A 21,959-nucleotide genomic window follows, 5' to 3' on the forward strand; every position below is an offset into this window, starting at 1 on the left:
AAGGTCAGAGAAGGAAGGCCTTCTTTTTTGTGAACAAAAAAGAAGCAAAAAAAACTTTGTTAATTTAAGCCCGTGCCGTTTCAAACGCCCGTGCCCCAGAGTCAGAAAGTTTTTTGCTTCTTTTTTCCAAAAAAGAAGCCTCCCCTTCCCTAACCTAAACCGACTCCACCATCCCCTCACCCGGCACCGCAACCCGCGCCGGCGCGCGTCGCCACAGCAGGATCAGCATACCCCCCAGAATCGCATAGCCCAAAGCCACCGGTGCCGAGTTGCCGAACGCCAGTTGCGTGCCGTTGATGAACCCAAAGAACGCCAGCACCGCGCCGATCCCGGCATAGATCGCGGCGGCCTCGAATTTCCGGTCGATGATGAACGCCGCAATCGCGCCCAGCACCAGCCCCGCCAGCGTACCGCCGCCGCCGAACAATTCGAGCCCGCGATAGATCACCCCCGCCCCTTCGAGCTTGGTGAACCCGACCGCGGCGGCCGTGGTGCCGGCGGCGTGCAGCGCACCGTCGATCTGACTTTGCGCCCAGTTCGCGACATTCGGCAGCAATGCCAGAATCACCGCCGGCGCATGGCGCGGCGGCGTCGCCTCGAACGCCTGCGCCCCGATCACCAGCCCGATATAGAGCAGGATCGGCAGAATCACGACCAATGGCACCACCGCCAGCAGCAGCGCGGTCAGGCCGAGGAAACACACGCAAGAAACCACCACGCCAGTCGCGAGCGAGTAGCCGATCCGCCCGCCCACCGCCTTCCAGCCCGGATGGCCGATATACACCGCCGGCGGAAACGGGCTGCCGAGCACCGCCCCGAGCATCGCGCCGATGCCATCGGCCAGCAGGATCTTGCGCAAATCATACTCATCGCCCGCGGCGGCAGCGCTTTCGACGTTGCTCATACCCTCGGTGAAATTATAGATGCCAAGCGGAATCGCGGTCACCAGCAGCGGCCCGATCGCGTCGAGCCCCTTGATGAAATGCCCCGAGGCCACCGGCAGATGCAGCCCGAATTCGCCCAGCGCCGCGCCCACCGCCGCCGGGTGCATCACATGCGACAGGCCGGTGAATTCTCCCGCCCAGGCCAGCACCGTCCCCACCAGCACCGCCACCAGCCCGCCCGGCAGGCCGAACGGCATCCGCACCTTGGCGGTCCAGCTGAGCAGAATGATGCCGAACGATAAAAACCCGAGCCACGGCACTTCAAAAAACTGAAACGCCGGGCGCATCGCAATGAAGGCGATCGAAATCCCCGCCAGCGCCCCCAGCATCGCGGCGCGCGGCGTGTATTTGCGAATGGTCGGCCCGACGAACGCCCCGATCGTAACGATCACGCCAATAATGAACGCCCAGGCCAACCCCGCCTCCCACGCCGCGATCGGGTCATGGGTCTTCAGCCAGGTCGGCAGCATGATCACGAACACCACGATGAACATATGCGGCACGCTCGGCCCATAGGGCATCGCGGTCACATCGGAACGCCCGCTCGATTTCGAAAGCTTCCAGGCGAGGTAAGCATAAAACAAATTACCCAACGGCAGCGCGATCCCCAGCGCCGGCAGAATCCGGCCGAACACCACGTTGTCGGGCAGATGCACCACACCGAGACACAACCCGGTCAGCACGATCACATTGAGCAGCACATTGGTGAACAGACCAAAAAATCCGTTCCAATCGCCACCGACCCACAAAGCGATCTGATCCGTGCGTGTCCGCATCGTCACTCTCCCTGCATGGCGGCAATCAGCGCCGCGCTGTCCGTCACCCAACCGAAAATCCCGCCCTGCGCCTTGACCATGGCAAGCGCTGACGCATGAAACTGCGGAAAATACGAAGCCGTGCCATCGCTCAGCACCAGGCACTCGAACCCACGATCGTTCGCTTCCCGCAATGTGGTATGAACGCAAACCTCCGTGGTCACGCCACACAGAATCAACGATCCGATGCCGCGCTGGCGCAGAATGGTCTCAAGATCGGTGGCGTAGAACGCCCCCTTGCCGGGCTTGTCGATCACCGGTTCACCCTCGATCGGCGCCAACTCCCCGATCAACCCATGCCCGGCCTCGCCGCGCACCAGGATCCGCCCCATCGGCCCGGCATCGCCGATGCCACAGGCCAGCCGGCCACGGGATTTCTTGGCCGGCGGCAAATCGGACAGGTCAGGCCGATGCCCCTCGCGCGTATGGATCACCAGCATCCCGCACGCGCGCGCGGCGTTCAGCGTCGCCGCGATCGGCGCAATCGCGCTGCGCAACAGCGTAACATCGTTGCCGAGCGCCGCGCCAAACCCGCCGGGCTCCAGAAAATCCCGTTGCATATCGATAATGATAAGCGCACTGCGCGTCGGATCGGCGCTGAATTCATAAGGCTCCGCGGCCACCCGCAGCAGCGTCACGCCCCGCACCAGAGCAGGCCGCACTGGCCGGCAGCAGGACCGTCTCGATCGGTCGGACCAACGATGTTTCGCATGCAGTCGTTCCTTTCAGACGGCCCCGCCGCCGGCCAGATCAGCATAGCCGTAAGGGATCATAACCAAAAAGCTCGTTCCGCTTCAATCAGTCGCGTCAGAAACATAAACAACACGGTAATATATCCGGTCTTTCTGATGAAATATTGATCAATGTTGTAGAGCTATAGCAATTACAGCGTGAGGAATAGCATAAAAATCAGCACATCATGATGCAAAAAACAGCGCACCCAACCATCGTTGCCGTTCCGATCGCCTGACCGATCCAAGCGCGTCGGAAAATTCACGCATAAATCAGTCGGAAGACCCAGCCATCACGGCCGTTACGGCATAAATCACCCGATCGGATCGGAAATTTTCATCAGTACTGCCATTATTATAGCAAATATGACCAAAAATAAGGCAATTCGGCCCATAACTCAGCTCAGCCGCCCCGGTTTGCCGCGCCGAGCGCACTGGCACGGTTCTCGCATTGCCGCAAAACGTGGCTAGGGTTCCGGTCGGTCGTCCCGATGCTGGTCCGAGAGCCGCAGCCGTGCGGGAGACATCCGCACGGTACACGGCGGGATAAAAGCCCGGGAGAGCATTGGTGCGTGGGCGCGCATCGGTCTCTCCGTGTGCCCTTCGCGCAGGCCGTCATTCGAGAAGGGAAACCATCATGCTGACACGTAAACAATTCATCGCCTCCTCCGCCGCGGTCGCAACAATCGGCGCGCTGCCCAAAGCCCGTGCCGCCGCCAAAAAGAAATTCAAACTCGCCTGGACCGTCTATGTCGGCTGGATGCCCTGGCCCTGGGCCGCCGACACCGGCATCGTCAAAAAATGGGCTGACAAATACGGCATCGAAATCGAAGTGATCGAAGTCGCCGATTACTCGACCTCGATCAACCAATACACCGCCGGCGGGTTCGACGCGCTGACCATCACCAACATGGACACGCTCGCGGTCCCGGCGGTCGGCGGCATCGATTCCACCTCGATCATCACCGGTGATTATTCCAACGGCAACGACGCCGTCATCCTCAAGGGCAAGACCAAATTCGCCGATATCAAGGGCCAGAAGGTCAACATCGTGCAATATTCGGTGTCGCAATACCTGCTCGCGCGCGGCCTGCAAAAACACGGCATGACCGAGCGCGACGTCCGCCTGGTCAACACCTCGGACGCCGACATGGCCGCCGCCTACCTCACCCCAGCCGTCACCGCCGTGGTCACCTGGAACCCGATCGTCCAGCAGATCATGCAGAACAAGACCGCCCATGAAGTGTTCACCTCCGCAAAAATCCCCGGCGAAATTCTCGACCTCTGCATCGTGCGCACCGATGTGCTGAAAGCCAACCCCGATTTCGCCAAAGCCCTCACCGGCGCCTGGTACGAAACCCTCGGCATCATGCTGTCCGACACCGCCCAGGGCAAAGCCGCGCGCGAAGCCATGGCGAAACTATCGGGCACCGACCTCGCCGGCTTCGATGCGCAGGTGAAAACCACCCATCTGTTCGCCAAACCCGCCATCGCCGCCAGCTTCACCAACTCCGCCAAGCTGATCGACACCATGCAATACGTCCGCAAATTCCTGTTCGCCAACGGGCTGATGGGCCAGGGCGCACCCTCGCCCGATGTGGTCGGCATCAGCTTCCCCAACGGCAAGATCCTCGGCAACCCCAAGAACGTGAAGTTCCGCTACACCTCGGAGTTCATGCACATGGCGGCGACCAAATCCCTGTAGCATCACGCCGATGCGCCTGATCAACCGCACCCCGCCCGCTCGTCTCAATCCCGCACTGAAAGCGGCACCCTTCGTCCTGCTCGCACTCGCCTACACCATCGCCGCCATCGCAAGGCATGATGCGAACGCCGACGACAAGGTGCTGCCCACGCTAGGGCAAATGATCGGCGGGGTGCGCGAAATGCTGTTCACCCGCGACCTCGCGACCGGCCAGTACCTCATGCTGGCCGACACCATCGCGAGCCTGCGCCGCCTGGTCTCGGGCCTCGGCATCGCGATCATCATCAGCTTCACGCTCGGCATCGTGGTCGGCATGATCCCCTATGCCAAACGCCTGCTGCTGCCCTTCATCACCGCCCTCTCGATGGTGCCGCCGCTCGCGATCCTGCCGATCCTGTTCATCCTCGCCGGCATCGGCGAGACCGCGAAAGTCGCCCTCATCGCGCTCGGCACCGCCCCCTACATGCTCCGCGATCTCGTGCTCCGCGTCGAGGAACTGCCCCGCCCGCAAATCATCAAGGCGCAAACCCTCGGCGCCTCATCCTGGCAGATCGCGCTGCGTGTCGTCATCCCGCAGATGCTGCCCCGCCTGATCGATGGCGTGCGCCTCTCGCTCGGCCCCGCCTGGCTTTACGTGATTTCCGCCGAAGCGATCGCGGCACAGGATGGTCTCGGCTACCGCATCTTCCTGGTGCGCCGCTACTTCGCCATGGACATCATCATCCCCTATGTCCTGTGGATCACCCTGCTCGCCTACATCTTCGATCTCGCACTCCGCGCCCTGCAAACGACTGCCTTCCCCTGGTTCGCCGATGCAGGCCGCCAATGAACGCGCCCCCACCCCGCTTACCCCCACCCAACGTGCTGAGCGTGCGCGACGTCTGGAAAACCTACGCCAACCGCCCGATCCTCGAACGCGTCTCGATCGAGCTGGCCGCCGGCAGTTTCCTCGCCGTGGTCGGCCCGACCGGCTGCGGCAAAACCACCTTCCTGCGCATGCTGATGAGCGAGGAGTTACCATCCCGCGGCACCATCGAGCTCGATGGTCGCAAACTACCGGATGAACCCACCGCCGATCGCGGCGTGGTGTTCCAGCGCTATTCGGTGTTTCCCCACCTCACCGTGCTCGGCAATGCGGTCCTGCCGCTCGAACTCGCCGCCGCACCCCGCCTCGGCCGGCTGTTCGGCGCAGCGCGCCGCCGCGCCGAAGCCACCGCTGGCGCCATGCTCGAGCATGTCGGCCTCGGCCCCGCCGCAGCCCTCTACCCCGCGCAATTATCCGGCGGCATGCAGCAGCGCCTGGCCCTCGCCCAGGCGCTGATCCGCCAGCCCCGCATCCTGCTGCTCGATGAACCGTTCAGCGCGCTCGACCCCGGCACCCGCGCCGACATCCACGCCCTCACCCGCCGCCTCTGGCAGGAAACCGGCATGACGGTGGTGATGGTAACGCACGACATCAGCGAAGCCTTCAGCCTCGGTACCCGCGTCATCGTGTTCGAACGCCCGATCCCCGACGATGCCAAACGTGGCGCCCGCATCACCCACGACATCCCGGTCCGCCGCCGCACCCCGCGCCAACCCGCCGCCCTCCCGCTCACCGCCTCCCCGCACACCGCCTGCCCGCCACCCACCGCCTGCCCACCCATCGCCTGAAAGCCAAGCCATGCTCGATCTCGACAGCCTCACCCCCGACCAATACCGCGCCCGCTACAATCAATTGCAGGAACGCGCCCGCGCCCGCGCCCAGGCCACCCCGCCAGCCGCCGCCCCGCCGGTCATCGCCCCATCCAGCATCATCGGCACCACGTCCCTGCCGCCCGAGGCGTATATCACCCTCAAACTCCGCCGCGGCGAAGCCCTGCACATCGAAACCCAAGCCGCCACGACCGGTGCCAGCCTGATGCTCTGGAACGCCGATGACCCCACCGAGCGCTACAACCCGGGCGACACGGTCAAACTGCAATGGACCACGCGCCTCACCACCGGCCGCGTCCTGTTCTCGGACATGGGCCGCATCCTCGCATCGATCATCGCCGACAGCGGCGCCGGCCACGACCCCATCCTCGGCCCCTCGACCCCGACCACCGGCCCCCATGGCGGCACAGCGCGCAACGGGCGCGACAATCTGCGCAACGCCGCCGCGAAATTCGGCCTCAACCGGCGCGACCTCGGCCCCAGCCTCACCCTGTTCGCCGCCCTGCGCGTCGATCCGCACGGGCGCATGAACCTCGCCCCAGCCGCCCCGCCGGGCAGCTTCATCACCCTGCGCGCCGAGCTGAACCTGCTACTCGCCCTGTCCAACACGCCCCACCCGCTCGCGGCCGCCGCAGACACCGGCCCGCTCGCGCTCACCCTCTACACCGCGCCACCACCCGCCGCCGATGATCTCTGCCGCAGCTTCTCCGAGGAAGCCCAACGCGGCTTTGCCAACACCGATGCCTGGTTCCGTTGAGGCCATGACCATGATCACCCCAACCAACGCGCTCCTCGACCAGCACGTCCCCGCCCGCGCCGCCTTCTCCACCATCCTCGAACCCGGCCAGACGCTGCGCATCATCGACCTCGAAAGCCAGCAAGCGGTCGATGCCCTGTTCTACAACGCCGACGATCACGGCGAACGCTACTCTGCCCAGGACACACTGCTCGCCCAGGCCCGCGCCGGCGGCCGCTACGACCTCACCACCGGCGCCGTACTGCTCTCGAACGAAGCCCGCCCGATGGCCACCATCATCGATGACACCTGCGGCTTTCACGACACCTGCGCCGGCGCCTGCTCCTGCGAGAGCAACACCGTCCGCTTCGGCTTCGAAACCAAATTCATGCACGCCTGCCGCGAAAACTTCCTCACCGAAATCGCCCGCTACGGCATGGACAAGCGCGACCTCGTCTCCAACGTGAATTTCTTCATGAACGTGCCGATCCGCCCGGACGGCGAACTCACCGTCGATGACGGGGTCAGCACGCCGGGCGGCTATGTCGAACTGCGCGCCGAGATGCGCCTGCTGGTGGTGCTGTCGAACTGCCCGCAGGTCAACAACCCCTGCAACGGCTTCAACCCCACCCCGATCCGCTGCATCGTCTGGGCCGCCTGACCATGTTCCGGCGTATCCTGGTCGCCAATCGCGGCGAAATTCTCGCCCGCATCACACGCACTTTGCACCGCATGGGCATCGAAACCATCGCGGTCTATGCAGCGGCCGATCGTTTCACCCCACCGGTGCGCGCGGCCGACCACGCCGAGCCGATCGGCCCGTCTCCCGCCGCGCAAAGCTACCTCGACATCGATGCCATCATCGCCGCCTGCCGCCGCAGCGGCGCCGATGCCGTGCACCCCGGCTACGGCTTCCTCGCGGAACGCGCGGCCTTCGCCGAAGCCCTCGCCGCCGCCGGCATCGCCTTCATCGGCCCCAGCGCCGATCACCTGCGCAGCTTCGGCCTGAAACACACCGCCCGCGCCCTCGCCGCCGCCGCCGGCGTGCCGCTGCTCGAAGGTTCCGGCATCCTCACCGACCTCGCGGACGCAACGCACCACGCCGCGCGCATCGGCTACCCGGTCATGCTGAAAAGCAGCGCCGGCGGCGGCGGCATCGGCATGGCGATCTGCCGCACCGCAGCCGAACTCGCCGCCAACTACACCAGCATCGCCCACCTCGCCCGCGCCAATTTCGGCGACGCCGCGCTGTTCCTCGAATCCTATGTCGAACGCGCCCGCCACATCGAGGTTCAGATCTTCGGCGATGGCACCGGCACCGTCAAAGCCCTCGGCTGCCGCGATTGTTCATTGCAACGCCGCAACCAGAAATTGATCGAGGAATCCCCCCCGCCCAACATCCCCGCCGCCACAATCGAAGCCATGGAACATGCCGCCTGCGCGCTTGCCGCCAGCGTCGCCTACCGCTCCGCCGGCACCGTCGAATTCATCTACGATGCCGATCACGACCGTTTCCACTTCCTCGAGGTCAACACCCGCCTGCAAGTCGAACACGGCGTCACCGAAGCAATCTTCGGCATCGACCTCGTCGCCTGGATGATCGAACTCGCCGCCGGCACCTTCACCTGGCCCGCAACCCTCGCGCCGCGCGGTGCCGCCATCGAAGCCCGCCTGTACGCCGAAGACCCCGCCAACCACTTCCGCCCCGCCACCGGCCGCATCACCGCCCTCACCCTGCCCACCACCATCCGCATCGATCACTGGGTCGAACCGGGCACGGAAATCACCCCGTTCTACGACCCCACACTCGCCAAACTGATCGCATCTGGCCCCGATCGCACCACCGCCATCGCCACGCTCGATGCCGCCCTCGCCGCCACCACCATCACCGGCCTCACCACCAACCGCGACTATCTGCGCGCAGCCCTCGCCCTGCCCGATTTCGCCGCCGGAACCATGACCACCGCCAGCCTCACCCAGCTCAAACCGCTCTCGCGCAGCGTTCTGGTGATCGACCCCGGCGCGCAATCCTCGCTGCAATCCGCCCCCGGCCGCCTCGGCTACTGGTACGTCGGCATCCCCCCCAGCGGCCCGATGGACCGGCGCAGCGCCGCCGCCGCCAACGCCCTGCTCGGCAACCCGCCCGATGCCAGCCTGCTCGAATGCACCATGGCCGGCCCCACCCTGCTGTTCCGCACCGATGCCACCGTCGCGCTCACAGGTGCTGCCATGGCCGCCGACATCGACGGCGAACCCGTCACCCACCACCACCCCACAAAAATCACCGCCGGCCAGACCCTCACCCTCGGCACCATCACCGGCCCCGGCCAACGCTGCTACCTCGCCGTCGCCGGCGGGTTCGAAGCCGCCGCCAGCCTCGGCTCGACCGCCACCTTCACCCTCGGCGGCTTCGGCGGCCACGCCACCGGCGCGCTCCGCACCGGCGATGTCATCGGCATCGCCACCGCCGCCCTCACCACCCCGACCCAACCCGAACCCGCCCCGCTCACCAACCACTGGACCCTCACCCTGCGCAGCGGCCCGCACGGCGCCCCCGATTTCTTCACCGCCGCCGATATCGAAACCATCTTCACCGCCCCCTACGAGGTTCACCACAACTCCGCCCGCACCGGCATCCGCCTGATCGGCCCGAAACCCGCCTGGGCTCGCGCGGATGGCGGCGAAGCCGGCCTGCACCCCTCCAACATCCACGACACGCCCTACGCGATCGGCGCGGTCGATTTCACCGGCGACATGCCCATCCTGCTCGGGCCGGACGGTCCCTCCCTCGGCGGCTTCGTCTGCCCCGGCGTGGTCACCCGCAATGATCTCTGGAAACTCGGCCAACTCCGCCCCGGCGATACCGTGCGCTTTGCCCGCGCCGACGCCGAACCCGCCATCATCCTGCACTCCGAAACCATGACCATCCGCCGCGCCGGCGATGAAAACCTCCTGGTCGAATTCGGCCCGATGGCGCTCGATTTCGCGCTCCGCCTGCGCGCCCACGCCCTGCAACAATCACTCCAGTCCCAGGCCATCCCCGGCCTGATCGACCTCACCCCCGGCATCCGCTCGCTGCAAATCCATTTCGACCCCGATCGGATCACCGAAGTCGCCCTGCTCGACCTGATCGCAACCCTCGAACCCACCCTGCCCGACCCCTACGCCATGGTCGTCCCCTCGCGCATCGTCCATCTGCCGCTCTCCTGGAAAGACTCCACGGTGATGCTGGCGATGCGCAAATACCAGGAGACCGTGCGCGAAGACGCCCCTTGGTGCCCGGACAATGTCGAGTTCATCCGCCGCATCAACGGCCTCACTGACGAAAACGAAGTCCGCCGCATCGTGTTCGAAGCCGAATACCTCGTACTCGGCCTGGGCGATGTCTACCTCGGCGCCCCGGTCGCCACCCCGCTCGACCCGCGACACCGGCTGATCACCACCAAATACAACCCCGCCCGCACCTGGACCCCGGAAAACGCCGTCGGCATCGGCGGCGCCTATCTCTGCGTCTACGGCATGGAAGGCCCCGGCGGCTACCAATTGCTCGGCCGCACCATCCAGATGTGGAACAGCTTCCCCAACGGCAACCCCCCGTTCGGCCACACACCCTGGCTGCTCCGCCCGTTCGATCGCCTGAAGTTCCACCAAGTCACCGCCGATGAACTCACCGAAGCCCGCGCCGGCTTCCCGCACGGCGGCTACCCCATCAAAATCGAGCACGGCACCTTCAGCCTCGCCGAACACCAAACCTACCTCGCCAACCATGAAGCCGACATCACCCAGTTCCAACACACCCAACGCGCCGCCTTCGAAGCCGAACGCACCGCATGGGCCGCCCAAGGCCTCGACACCGCCTTTCTGCCCGACCCACCCGCACCACCCAGCCGAACCCCGCTGCCGCCAGGCGCACACAGCGTCGATTCACCCGTCCCCGGCAGCGTCTGGCAAATCCTCCACCAACCCGGCGACCCCATCGACGCAGGTCAACCCTTGATGATCGTGGAATCAATGAAAATGGAAATCAAAATCACCGCCCCCACCACCGGCATTCTCACCACCATCGAAGCCGTGCCCGGCCAGATCGTCCGCGCTGGGCAGCGGCTTGCCGTAATTTCAGGGAAGGTAGGGTAGTGAAAAGGAAGTCCTTCTTTTTTGTAAAAAAGAAGCAAAAAACTTTTGTTATTCTGGGGCATGGGCGCTTTCGACAGCACGGACCCAGATCAAAGGAAGTTTTTTGCTGCTTTTTTACAAAAAAGCAGGGCTTTCGTCTCGCTCGCCTTCCTTAGCCCACTTGGAGCCCGCCGCATGATCCCGACCCTGCTCGAAATACCCACCCTGCGCCGCCTGATCAGCAACTTCACGCTGACCCCGCACGGTCTCGCCGCCGCCCTGCTCGATCGTCTCGAGACCTATCCCGACCCAGCGGTGTTCATCACCCGCCGCCCGCGCGCGGACATCATCGCCGAAGCCGCCGCCGTCGATCCCTCGTTGCCCCTCGCCGGCCTGCTGTTCGCGGTCAAGGACAATATCGACGTCGCCGGCCTGCCGACCACCGCCGCCTGCCCGGATTACACCTATCACCCCTCGCAAGATGCCACCGTGGTCGCCCGCCTGCGCGCCGCCGGCGCCATCGTGCTCGGCAAAGCCAATCTCGACCAGTTCGCCACCGGCCTGAACGGCACCCGCTCGCCTTACGGCGCGCCCCGCTGCGTGTTCGATGCCAATTACATCTCGGGTGGCTCATCCTCAGGTTCGGCGGTCGCGGTCGCCGCCGGCCTCTGCGTCTTCGCCCTCGGCACCGATACCGCCGGCTCCGGCCGCATCCCCGCGGCATTCAACAATCTGATCGGCCTGAAACCCACCCGCGGCCGCATCCCCGCCACCGGCGCCGTGCCCGCCTGCCAAAGCCTCGACTGCATCTCGATCCTCGCCAATTCGGCAGCCGACGCCGCAATCATCCTCGCCATCGCCCAAGGCCACGACCCGGCCGATCCCTACAGCCGCGCCCCGCACGACATCGCCCTGCCGTCACACCCGCGCCTCGGCATCCTGGCCGACCCCGAACGCAACTTCGCCGACGATGCCGCCTACCAATCCCTCCACGATGCCGCCCTGCACGCCGCCGCCGCCCTCGGCTGGACCCTCACCGAAATCGACTACGCCCCGTTCCGCGCCGCCGCCGCCCTGCTCTACGAAGACGCCTTCGTCGCCGAGCGCCTCAGCGCCATCCGCCCGTTCTTCCGCGCCCACGACCAGCGCATGGACCCCACCGTGCGCGCCATCATCGCCTGCGCCGACCGGTTCGACGCCGCCGATGCCTTCGCCGCCCAAACCCGCCTGCAATCCCTGCGCGCCCGCGCCATGCAAGCGTTCGACCACATCGACGCCCTGCTGCTGCCCACCGCGCCCACCTGCTTCACCGTCGCCGCCATGCAATCCCAACCCATCGTCCACAACGCAACGCTCGGGCGCTATACCAATTTCGTCAATTTGTTCGATCTCGCCGCCGTCGCCCTGCCCGCCGGTTTCCGCCCCGATGGCATCGGCTTCGGCATGACCCTGATCGCCCCCGCCTTCACCGATCTCGCCCTGCTCCACCTCGCCGATCAGCTCCACCACGGCATCGGCGCCGGCAGCGGCAAATCCCGCGCCACCCCCCAACACCACACGATGCCACCCCCCACCAACCGCATCTCCCTCATCGTCGCCGGCGCCCATCTCTCCGGCATGGCGCTCAACCACGAACTCATCGCCCTCGGCGCCACCCTCGAGGAAACCACCACCACCGCGCCGCACTACCGCCTCGTCGCCCTCGCCACCTCACCCCCCAAACCCGGCCTGCTGCGCGACCCCGGCTTCACCGGCCCCGGCATCGCGGTGGAACGCTGGTCGCTCACCCAAGCCGCCTTTGCCCAATTCGTCGCTGCCCTGCCCGCACCGATGAGCATCGGCAAAGTGACCCTTGCCGACGGCACCACCCACCCCGGCTTCAGCTGCGAACCCCAAGCCACCACGACCGCCACCGACATCACCCACCACGGCGGCTGGCGCGCCTACCGCGCCGCACTGGCAAACCCATGACCTTGCCACATCACGGCCACGTCCGATGACGATCATTCAGCATAAAATAACAGCAACAACTGATGACATCTTGCCCACGATATCACCAATACCCGTTGATCTGATCGCGATTACGCCACAGATCGTCGATGGCATGAGTTTTGCTTATTCCAGTGCGCCGCTAGGGTTCCGGTCGAAACGATGTTCCGATGTTGGTCCGAGAGCAGCAGCCGCGCGGGAGACATCCGCACGGTACACGGCGGGATAAAAGCCCGGGAGAGCGTTTTGATGCGAGGGGTCGCATTCGCTGTCCATGCCGATCCCTCGTTGCACGTCAGGCCAATGTTGCAAGCGGGGAGACCGACCATGCCGGCAAATTCATCCGAGACGCCCCCGCGATCCGCGATCGATCGCAGTTACGATCGCGTCACGATATCGGACGCCACAGCCTGCCACGACCCCGCCATCCAGCGCGCCACACTCGACGAACCGGTGTTCGCATGACCGCGGTGCGCAAATTCTGGCCGCTGCTGACCGGCATCTACCATTACGATAAATCGATCTCTACCCGAAACATCGGCACCGGCACCATCATCGAGGCGCCGATCCTCGCCTATCTGATCGAAACCACCCAGGGCCGCATCCTCTACGACGTCGGCTGCGACTACCGCAAAATCGACGATCCGGTTCTGTGCGATCAATACTACGGCGCCCTGTCCTTCCCGCCGCCCGCGATGCCGCCGGATCACCGCCTGCCCGCCCGCCTCGGTGCCCTCGGCCTCGATCCGCGCGACATCGATCTCGTCTTCCTCGGCCATCTGCATTTCGACCATGCCGGCGGCCTGCATGATTTCGCCCATGCCGACATCCACGTCCACGCCGCCGAGCGCGCCGCCGCCGCCGAACCCGGCGCGCGCGGCTACTTCACCGATGATTTCTCCGCCGCCTATCGCTGGCGCCTGCAACACCATGATTACGACCTCGCCCCCGGCGTCACCGCCATCGAAACCCCCGGCCACACCGCCGGCCATATGTCGATGCTGATCGAACTACCCCACGGCGCGCCGATCCTGCTCTGCGGCGACGCGGCCGACCTCACCGAAAACCTCGAGCACGAAATCGCCCCCGGCCTGTGCTACCGCGACGACGAAACCCTCGCCCTCGCCTCGATCCGCGCCCTGAAATCCCGCGCCTGCGACTGCGGTGCCGTGCTCTGGCCCAACCACGATATCGACTTCTTCCGCGCGCACGATTGTTTTCCCGAACATTTCGCATGACCGAACGCGCCAAAACCGCCAGCGCACCGCCAACCGCACGCGCCACAAAACCCGAACCGCGTCCCGAACCGCACGACCTCCGCGCCCCGCTCTGGGTCGTACGCGGGCGGATGGACCGCGGCCGCTACATCGCCTTCGCCCTCGCCAGCTTCTTCGGCCTGCTGATCCTGTGGGAACTGGTCGCCGCCGCCGGCACCATCAACCCGCTGTTCCTGCCCGGCCCGCTCGCCGTCGTGCGCGCCCTCATCGCCTGGTGGCAGAGCGGCGATCTCTGGGCCGATATCGGCATTTCGGTCTGGCGCGTCATGGCCGGCTTCGCGCTCTCCGCCGTCATCGCGGTGCCGCTCGGTCTCTACATCGGCGCCTACCAACCGGTCCGCGCCCTGTTCGAACCGATCATGGAATTCGCCCGCTACCTCCCCGCCGTCGCCTTCGTCCCCCTGGTCCTGCTTTGGTTCGGCCTCGGCGAGTCCGCGAAAATCTCCCTGATCTGGATCGGCACCTTCTTTCAGATGGTCCTGATGATCTCCGAGGACACCTCCCGCGTGCCGATGGCCCAGATCGAAGCAGCCCGCACCCTCGGTGCCAGCAACCGCGAAATCATCCGCCTCGTCCTGTTCCGCTCCGCCATGCCCGCCATGCTCGACACGCTGCGCATCACCCTCGGCTTCGCCTGGACCTATCTGGTCGTCGCCGAACTCATCGCCGCCAATTCCGGCCTCGGCTTCGCCATCCTGCAAGCCCAGCGCTACCTGCAAACCGATAAAATCTTCGTCGGCATCATGCTGATCGGCATCATCGGTCTGATCACCGACCAAGTCCTTCGCCGCCTGCACAAATTCCTGTTCCCCTGGCTGCCATGACCGCGCGCGTCGTCCTGCAATCGATCACCAAAACCTTCCCCGGCGGCTTCGAAGCCCTCGCACCGATCGATCTCGCCCTCGAACCCGGCAGTTTCACTGGCATCGTCGGCGCCTCGGGCTGCGGCAAATCCACTTTGCTGCGCATCATCGCCGGGTTGGAAACCCGCAGCGCCGGCCGAATCCTGATCGATGGCGAACCGGTCGCAGGCCCCGGCCGCGACCGCACCATGGTGTTCCAGGACTACAGCCTGTACCCCTGGCTCACCGTGATGCAGAACATCCGCTTCTGCCGCACCCTCGCCGTCCACGCCCGCAACGCGACCGATTCCGACATCGGCGATGCCACCCGCCGCAGCGTCGCTTTGCTCAACCTGATGGGCCTCGCCCGCGTCGAACACGCCTACCCCAAGCAACTCTCCGGCGGCATGCGCCAGCGCGTCGCCATCGCCCGCGCCCTGATGGCCAAACCCGCGGTCCTGCTGATGGACGAACCCTTCGGCGCGCTCGATGCCCAGACCCGCGAAGTGATGCACGACCTGATCCTGCACGTGAAATCGGCTGAAAAACGCACGATCATCTTCGTCACCCACGATGTCGAGGAAGCCATCTACCTCGCCGACCGCGTCGTCGTCCTCGCCCCCCACCCCGGCCGGATCGACACGATCGAAGACATCCCCTTCACCGCCCGCCATCGCGACCTGCGGCTTGACCCGGCGTTCCTCGCGCTCAAACGCCGCATCACCGACCGTATCCGCGCCACCGCCGGCCTGTCCGGCGATCTCGACGACCTGAAAACCCTCACCGCACCGGCCGGATGATCCGGCCCGCCCAACCCCAACGGAGGCTCGCTTGACCCGCACGCTCAAAACCACCGCATCCGCCGCACTCCTGCTCGCGGCCACCACCGCCCTCACCCCGGCCCTCACCTCAGCGCAGGCCGCCACCACCCCGGTCACCTTCGCCATGAGTGCGTGGATCGGCTTCGCCCCGCTGTTCGTCGCGTCGCAGGAAAAATTCTTCGGCGCCTACCCGCTGAAATTCGTCCATATGGATACCGGCATCAACGCCGCGGTGGTCTCCGGCGCCGCCGATTCCGCCGATCTCTCGATGAACCAGGTGATCAGCGACCACCTTAAAGGCTTCGACGTCAAAATCGTGATGCCGATCGACTATTCGAACGGCGCCGATGCCATCGTCGCCAAAAAATCGATCACCTCGGTCGCCGAATTGCGCGGCCAGACCATCCCGCTCGACACCACCTCCTATTCCGAGCTCCTGCTCGCCTACGCCCTGCACCAGGCCAAACTCTCCCTCGCCGATGTCAAACCCACCAACATGCCCGCCTCCGCCGTCCCCGCCGCCCTGCTCGGCGGCCACGCCGAAGCCGGTGTCACCTGGGCCCCGCACATCGATCTGGTCACCACCAACCCCGGCTACCATGCGCTCTACACCTCAGCCGAAGCCCCCGGCCTGATCACCGATAATTTCGCGGTGAAAACCAGCTTCCTCAAAGCCCACCCCGGCGCAATGCCCGCCATCATCAAAGGCTTCCTCGAAGGCACCGCCTACATCAAATCCCACCCGACCGAATCCTACGCCATCATCGGCAAAGCCCTCGGCATCTCCCCGGCCGACGCCAAAATCCAATACGCCCAGGTCATCAACCCGAGCCTCGCCGACATGAAATACATGATGACCGGCAAGGGAAATCTGAAAATCATCCCCTACAAAACCAACGTCACCATGGTCCGCCAACTCATGATCACCCAGGGCCAGATGAAACCCACCCAAAAAATCGCCGAACCCACCCTGTTCGACGCAAAATTCGTTACCAGCACACACTGAACTCAGGCTCCCGCAGCCCGGCCCCCAATCTGGGCTGCCCCATCACGACCAAAAAAATAGATTGCTCTTTTTCACGAACGCTCTAAAAATCGTCTTAAATATTAATCATCCAAAGCTCTCCCTGAATTGAAGGTCCACATAAAATGAACACAATGCCAAATATTGCGGGCACCCAAAGTTACGACGATAACAATATCGACATTTCCTTCGGCTGGGCCGGCAGCATCACCACAATCCCCAACGGGGGCATCGACCTGAACGACGGCGAGCACGTCTCCTGGACCGAACAGCAAACCGTCTGGTTCGAAATCATCCCCCGCTGGCCCGTGAAAGACCTGAACCTCCGCCTCTCCGCCAGCCCCTTCCTGGTCCCAGGTAAAATCTCGTTCCAGCAGGTGTCCGTCTACGTCAACGGCCTGTTCTGCGGCCTCACCAACCTCTTCGAATCGCAGGAGTGCAACTTCCACATCCCCCGCAACGCCGTCTCCGGCCGCGCCACCCGCATCACCCTCGCCATCCCAACCGCCATCTCCCCCAAACATCTCGACCTCAGCGAAGACGTCCGCACCCTCGGCATCGCGATCACAGCGGTTTGCGTGTCTGCAAAATAGCGCTAAAGCCTAACGCAGTCGCAATTTTTGGGAGTGGTCTCGCTTGCCTAAGAACGTCGAACGCCCCGCCCCCGCCCCGGCCCCCGCCCCGGCAACCCTCAACACCCCCTGGGGCTTCATCGACGAATTCAGCCTCAGCCGCATCGTGGGCTGGGCCTGGAATCCGGCCGACCCCACCGAATCCCTCGAAATCGACCTCCTCGATGACGATCACCACCTCCTCACCATCACAGCCAACCTCCCGCGGTCCGACCTGCGGGACGCCGGCGTGGGCGATGGCAATCACGGCTTCGCGCTCGAAAACATCGCCTTCCTCTTCCCCAAATCCCGCCACCTGCTGCGCCTGCGCAACGCCCGCACCAAGGTCGAGCTCCCCGGCTCCCCCCGCCTCCTCATCCGCCACGATTCCGGCTTCGATGATCCCGCCGCCGACTTCATCGATGGTGTCCTGACCTCCCTCGCCGCCCACGCCACCAACACCGCAACCATCGACAACGCCCTCACCCTCCTCCTCGCCCGCCTGAACGATCTGGTGAACGCCCGCTTCCGCCTCGACACCGCCCCCCGCACCGACACGGCCGAAATCGTCTCCCGCGTCCGCCTCACCGATTGGACGCACGAACTCGTCACCAACCTCCTCCACACCTACCAGCCCATCCACATCCCGCCTCTCTCCCCCACCCCCCTCGTCTCCATCATCATCCCCGTCCACGACAAATTCGCCGTCACCTACAACTGCATCGAATCCATCGCCCGCCACCTCCCCAAAACCCCCATCGAAATCATCATCGTCGACGATGGCTCGCGCGATGAAACCCTCTTCGCCGCCCTCCTCTTCTCCGGCGCCATCCGCATCGTCCGCACGCCCACCAACGGCGGCTTCATCGCTGCCTGCAACTACGGCGCCGCCGCCGCCACCGGCGACTTCCTCTTCTTCCTCAACAACGACACCCTGGTCCGCGACGCCTGGCTCGATACCCTGGTCGAAACCTTCACCATCCTCCCCAACATCGGCATCGCCGGCTCCCGCCTCTTCTTCGCCGACGGCACCCTCCAGGAAGTCGGCGGCATCATCTAGAAAATGGGCGACGGCTGGAATTGGGGCCGCAACGGCGATCCCGCCGCCCCCCAGTTCAACTACCTCCGCGACACCGATTACGTCTCCGGCGCCGCCCTCATGCTCCGCCGCGAAACCTTCGAATCCCTCAACGGCTTCGATACCCACTACGCCCCCGCCTATTACGAAGACACCGACCTTTGCTTTCGAGTCCGCGCCCTGGGCCTGCGCGTCGTCGTCCAGCCCGCCTCTGAAATCGTCCACCTCGAAGGCGTCTCCAACGGCACCGATGTCGCCGGCACCGGCCTGAAACGCTACCAGCAGGTCAACCACCGCAAATTCTACCTCCGCTGGAAAACCACGCTCGACAAACACCGCATGAACGCCGAGCACCCCGAGCTCGAAGCCGAACGTTCCGTCCAGCGCCGCGCCTATTTCATCGACGACACCATCCTCACGCCCGATCAGGATGCCGGCTCCAACGCCGCCTTCCAGCACATCCTCGCCCTGCAGCACCTCGGCTACAAAGTCACCTTCATCCCCTCCGACAACATGGCAAGGATCGACCCCTTCACCCGCGCCCTCGAAAAATACGGCGTCGAATGCCTCTACGCCCCCTATTTCTGGTCGGTCGAGGAAGTTCTGCGCAAAGCCCGCGTCGCCCCGGACCTCGTCTATTTCCACCGCTTCTCCAACGCCTCGAAATACGCAGCCATGGTGCGCGAAAAATTCCCCAAAACCCGCCTCGTCTACAACGTGGCCGATGTCCATTTCCTGCGCGAGGAACGCGAAGCCGAACTCACCGACAATCCAACCCTCCGCGCCACCGCCGCCACCAAGCGAAGGCGCGAACTCGCCGCCATGCAGCAGGTCGATTGCGTCATCGTCCACTCCCCCGCCGAGGCCGACCTCCTCCGCCCCATCCTGCCCGATACCCATGTCGAAGTCGTTTCCTGGGCCGTTCCCCTCCGCCCCACACCCATCCCCTTCGCCGATCGCGCCGGCTACGGCTTCGTCGGCGGTTTTCGTCACCCGCCCAATGTCGATGCCGTGAAATATTTCATCGATTCCATCATGCCCGCCTTGCCCGCGCTCGCCCCGCACCGCTTCACCATCATCGGCAGCAACATGCCGCCCGAAATCGCCTCGCTCCACAGTGCCACCATCGACGTACGCGGCCACGTCCCCATCCTCTCCGATGCCCTGAACCACCTCCGCTGCACCATCGCCCCGCTCCGCTACGGTGCCGGTGTCAAAGGCAAGGTCCTCGAATCCTTCGCCCACGGCCTGCCTTGCCTGATGTCTGAAATCGCCGCCGAAGGCCTCCCGATCGAAGGCGACCTCACTTGGCTCATCGCCCGCACCCCCCAGGAATTCGCCGAAAAACTCGACCGCCTCCTCACCGACGAAGCCTGGAACCTACGCATGGCCGGGACCGCGCTGGCCATGATGGAAGCAAGTTTCTCGTATCAGACAATGGTCGAGCAAACTAAGATGGCACTCAACAGCTCAAACATTTGAAGAGCAATCTGATGCAACACGCTCACTCGATGAAAATGATCACCTTCGGGTCGTGCCTAACAAGCATAACGGCCGAGCATCTAAAAGTGCATCTGGGTGTCGAGTATCTGTATGGAATTCACAATAATCGGAGTGATGCATTCTTGATGTATCACGCCGACAAGACCCATACTATGATACAAAAAAACGAATTTGATTGGCTCGAACCAAAAGAAGAATTTGGCGACTCACCAAATCAATTTTTGAGAAATCAATACGCAGATACTTTGGGACAATTAAACGTCAATAATAAAGATATGCCCGCTCGAGAACCATTTGAAACAGGACTGTTAAACAATCAGGTTGATTTGATTTTACTTGATAATTTTATGGATATGACAGCAAAATTGATGATTGATAAGAGTTCTAAAGAAAATGACCACCGACCAATTTTTTTAAACCCTCATTTCTATAAAAATTCCAGCGAAATTATGGAACAATTTGAATTTGACGATTTCTTGACGGCTAAACAGTCCGCGGAAAACTGGTTCCGTATAATTGGTTGGCTTAAACAACAGCAACCTTTCGCTAAGATTTTCTTTATATGCTTCCCTTATTGCACAAGTTTAAAGTCGCCTGAAAGAGCAGGACGGGCTCGCGACTTCTACATACATCTCACGAAGCTTACGAAAAACTCCGATATCCATGTCATACCGCCGCCGACGGTGATTCCTGAGTTGACTGCAGGTGAAGACTGGTACCACCTTCACGACTCGATATATGTCGCTTTGGCTGGCTACGTTTTCTTTGCCGCTTCGGCTGGACTACCCCCTATTGGGCAAGCGTACGATATTCCAGATATCGACGTTTGCGAAGCTACTGGAGGCCTTGTACCGTAAGGTGCAACTTAGCTTATCGAGATAATGATTGGATGAAATGACACAGGTCGTCAGAGAGCCGTTTAGTCAAAACGTGGCAAAGCCCGACGCGGCAGTTAGAATCGCCCGCCTTATGAATATCGAGAATTTCGAACCCTATTTTGGCGACGTCAGATCAATGTTACGTCAGGCTTCCAGTGTCTTAGGGAGATGGCAAAACAATGACATATCGTTTGTAAATTCTAACAATCTAGCGAACACCTTTGTATCAGTTTTAAAATCTGGTTTTGAGTCATATCTCGGAGAGCCTGTTTATCTAAACGGAAGACCAATGTCTTTTCCTGCCTTCCATGGCGCTTGGCGGAACGGAAGTCCTGATTTGCAAGTGATTCAAGTAGAAGGTGGTTCGATCGCTCTCGCCCCCGACTCTCCGATTGTCTTTGATTGCGAGCATAATGTAATCGAAGATTTTAGTACAAAATACGCACGCTTAATATCGTACTATGACTTCTCTTTAGATGAAAAACTACGAACGGCAACTAAATTAGAAGGAACGGTACTATCAATTATTGATGATGTATTCGGCTTGAATTATTGTCATTGGATAAGCGATTGGATAACCCGGCTTGCGCCATTTACAAGCATGCTATCACGGCCAGATTTTAAAGTTTTAGTGTCTCCTATAATCACTGAATGGCAGATTAGATCTTTAGAAATAGTTGGCGTATCACGAAACAGGATAGTGGCTTTGGAGCCATGGCAAGCGGTGTCTGCCGATAACCTGTTTGTGTTGTCAGACATCAGCAACATTATGCATCCGGCGCAAAAAGGTGCTGATTGGGCTATGGATTTCTTTGCTAAAAATATTGTTGAGCGAGTATTAAACGCTTCAAAGACTCCCACCAATGCAAAACGTAAGTTATACATATCACGGTCAGACGCATCAGGAAGACGGATTGCTAATGAGGAAGAATTATTAGGCCGACTGATGCCGTTAGGATATGAGGCGATCGCGTTATCAAACTATACATTTGACGAGCAGGTCAAGTTATTCTCGAATTCATCTCATGTTGTTGGTATACATGGCGCTGGACTTACAAATGTTGTTTTTTGTCAACCAAACTCCTCCATCATAGAGATTCTTCCGTGCCTATCCGGTTAAGTCAGACACCCACTACATGTGGGGTGGACCCATGCTCCCGAATAAAGCTGGGCATAGGTTGGCGCCTCGGCGCCGCC

Annotated in this window: 19 protein-coding genes and 2 riboswitches; of the genes, 17 read left to right on the top strand and 2 right to left on the bottom strand. The window is 62.7% G+C overall.

The annotated features are described in order from the left end of the window. Positions 1-154: 154 nt before the first annotated feature. Together B7X49_RS03835 and B7X49_RS03840 are read right to left on the bottom strand one after the other, a co-directional pair. On the bottom strand, positions 155-1,720 hold the full coding sequence (locus B7X49_RS03835) for a hypothetical protein (protein ID WP_286703484.1): 1,566 nt from the start codon (positions 1,718-1,720) through the stop codon (positions 155-157). Between the two features lie 2 nt (positions 1,721-1,722). Continuing rightward, positions 1,723-2,421: a cysteine hydrolase family protein gene (locus tag B7X49_RS03840; RefSeq protein ID WP_286838335.1), complete on the bottom strand. Its 699-nt coding sequence runs from the start codon at positions 2,419-2,421 to the stop codon at positions 1,723-1,725. Between the two features lie 525 nt (positions 2,422-2,946). Further along, positions 2,947-3,053, top strand: a riboswitch (guanidine-I (ykkC/yxkD leader). A 74-nt stretch (positions 3,054-3,127) separates the two neighbouring features. Between B7X49_RS03840 and B7X49_RS03845 the strand changes: the two genes are divergently transcribed. The 17 genes from B7X49_RS03845 (at position 3,128) to B7X49_RS03925 (ending at position 21,882) form a co-directional block, all read left to right on the top strand. Next, positions 3,128-4,195 carry a putative urea ABC transporter substrate-binding protein gene (locus B7X49_RS03845; protein ID WP_286703486.1) on the top strand — a complete coding sequence of 356 codons (1,068 nt, stop codon included), beginning with the start codon at positions 3,128-3,130 and terminating at the stop codon, positions 4,193-4,195. Positions 4,196-4,205: 10 nt separating this feature from the next. Next, positions 4,206-5,024: an ABC transporter permease gene (locus B7X49_RS03850; protein WP_286703487.1), complete on the top strand. Its 819-nt coding sequence runs from the start codon at positions 4,206-4,208 to the stop codon at positions 5,022-5,024. Beyond that, positions 5,021-5,848, top strand: a complete 828-nt coding sequence (locus tag B7X49_RS03855; RefSeq protein WP_286703488.1) for an ABC transporter ATP-binding protein — start codon at positions 5,021-5,023, stop codon at positions 5,846-5,848. Before B7X49_RS03850 ends, B7X49_RS03855 begins: the two co-directional genes overlap by 4 nt. Before the next feature lie 10 nt (positions 5,849-5,858). Then, the gene (locus tag B7X49_RS03860) at positions 5,859-6,647 is read left to right on the top strand and encodes an urea amidolyase associated protein UAAP1 (RefSeq protein ID WP_286703489.1); all 789 of its coding nucleotides are present in this window, start codon (positions 5,859-5,861) and stop codon (positions 6,645-6,647) included. Beyond that, positions 6,631-7,287: an urea amidolyase associated protein UAAP2 gene (locus tag B7X49_RS03865; protein ID WP_286703490.1), complete on the top strand. Its 657-nt coding sequence runs from the start codon at positions 6,631-6,633 to the stop codon at positions 7,285-7,287. Before B7X49_RS03860 ends, B7X49_RS03865 begins: the two co-directional genes overlap by 17 nt. A gap of 2 nt (positions 7,288-7,289) precedes the next feature. Beyond that, positions 7,290-10,760, top strand: a complete 3,471-nt coding sequence (locus B7X49_RS03870) for a 5-oxoprolinase/urea amidolyase family protein (RefSeq protein WP_286703491.1) — start codon at positions 7,290-7,292, stop codon at positions 10,758-10,760. Positions 10,761-10,934: 174 nt separating this feature from the next. Continuing rightward, positions 10,935-12,710, top strand: a complete 1,776-nt coding sequence (gene atzF, locus B7X49_RS03875; protein ID WP_286703492.1) for an allophanate hydrolase — start codon at positions 10,935-10,937, stop codon at positions 12,708-12,710. Positions 12,711-12,859: 149 nt separating this feature from the next. Next, a riboswitch (guanidine-I (ykkC/yxkD leader) is annotated at positions 12,860-12,970 on the top strand. 85 nt (positions 12,971-13,055) lie between these two features. Further along, positions 13,056-13,193, top strand: coding sequence for a hypothetical protein (locus B7X49_RS03880; protein WP_286703493.1), 138 nt, complete (start codon positions 13,056-13,058; stop codon positions 13,191-13,193). Further along, entirely contained in the window at positions 13,190-13,966 is a 777-nt protein-coding gene (locus B7X49_RS03885) for an N-acyl homoserine lactonase family protein (protein WP_286703494.1), read from the top strand. Before B7X49_RS03880 ends, B7X49_RS03885 begins: the two co-directional genes overlap by 4 nt. Then, positions 13,963-14,829 (top strand): ABC transporter permease, encoded by an 867-nt coding sequence (locus B7X49_RS03890; protein WP_286703495.1) that lies wholly within the window; start codon positions 13,963-13,965, stop codon positions 14,827-14,829. Before B7X49_RS03885 ends, B7X49_RS03890 begins: the two co-directional genes overlap by 4 nt. Then, positions 14,826-15,647 (top strand): ABC transporter ATP-binding protein, encoded by an 822-nt coding sequence (locus B7X49_RS03895; protein ID WP_286703496.1) that lies wholly within the window; start codon positions 14,826-14,828, stop codon positions 15,645-15,647. The genes B7X49_RS03890 and B7X49_RS03895 overlap by 4 nt, the downstream gene beginning before the upstream one ends. Positions 15,648-15,678: 31 nt before the next feature. Beyond that, on the top strand, positions 15,679-16,674 hold the full coding sequence (locus tag B7X49_RS03900) for an ABC transporter substrate-binding protein (RefSeq protein WP_286703497.1): 996 nt from the start codon (positions 15,679-15,681) through the stop codon (positions 16,672-16,674). Positions 16,675-16,817: 143 nt separating this feature from the next. Beyond that, positions 16,818-17,285 (top strand): hypothetical protein, encoded by a 468-nt coding sequence (locus B7X49_RS03905; RefSeq protein WP_286703498.1) that lies wholly within the window; start codon positions 16,818-16,820, stop codon positions 17,283-17,285. Positions 17,286-17,328: 43 nt separating this feature from the next. Next, positions 17,329-18,363 carry a glycosyltransferase family 2 protein gene (locus B7X49_RS03910; RefSeq protein WP_286703499.1) on the top strand — a complete coding sequence of 345 codons (1,035 nt, stop codon included), beginning with the start codon at positions 17,329-17,331 and terminating at the stop codon, positions 18,361-18,363. 3 nt (positions 18,364-18,366) lie between these two features. Further along, positions 18,367-19,863 (top strand): glycosyltransferase, encoded by a 1,497-nt coding sequence (locus B7X49_RS03915; protein ID WP_286703500.1) that lies wholly within the window; start codon positions 18,367-18,369, stop codon positions 19,861-19,863. Between the two features lie 146 nt (positions 19,864-20,009). Continuing rightward, entirely contained in the window at positions 20,010-20,741 is a 732-nt protein-coding gene (locus tag B7X49_RS03920; protein WP_286703501.1) for a hypothetical protein, read from the top strand. 37 nt (positions 20,742-20,778) lie between these two features. Further along, positions 20,779-21,882, top strand: a complete 1,104-nt coding sequence (locus tag B7X49_RS03925; RefSeq protein WP_286703502.1) for a DUF563 domain-containing protein — start codon at positions 20,779-20,781, stop codon at positions 21,880-21,882. Positions 21,883-21,959 lie beyond the last annotated feature (77 nt).

Origin of the sequence: Acidiphilium sp. 34-64-41, assembly GCF_002282635.1 — a bacterium.
Taxonomy (GTDB): domain Bacteria; phylum Pseudomonadota; class Alphaproteobacteria; order Acetobacterales; family Acetobacteraceae; genus Acidiphilium; species Acidiphilium rubrum.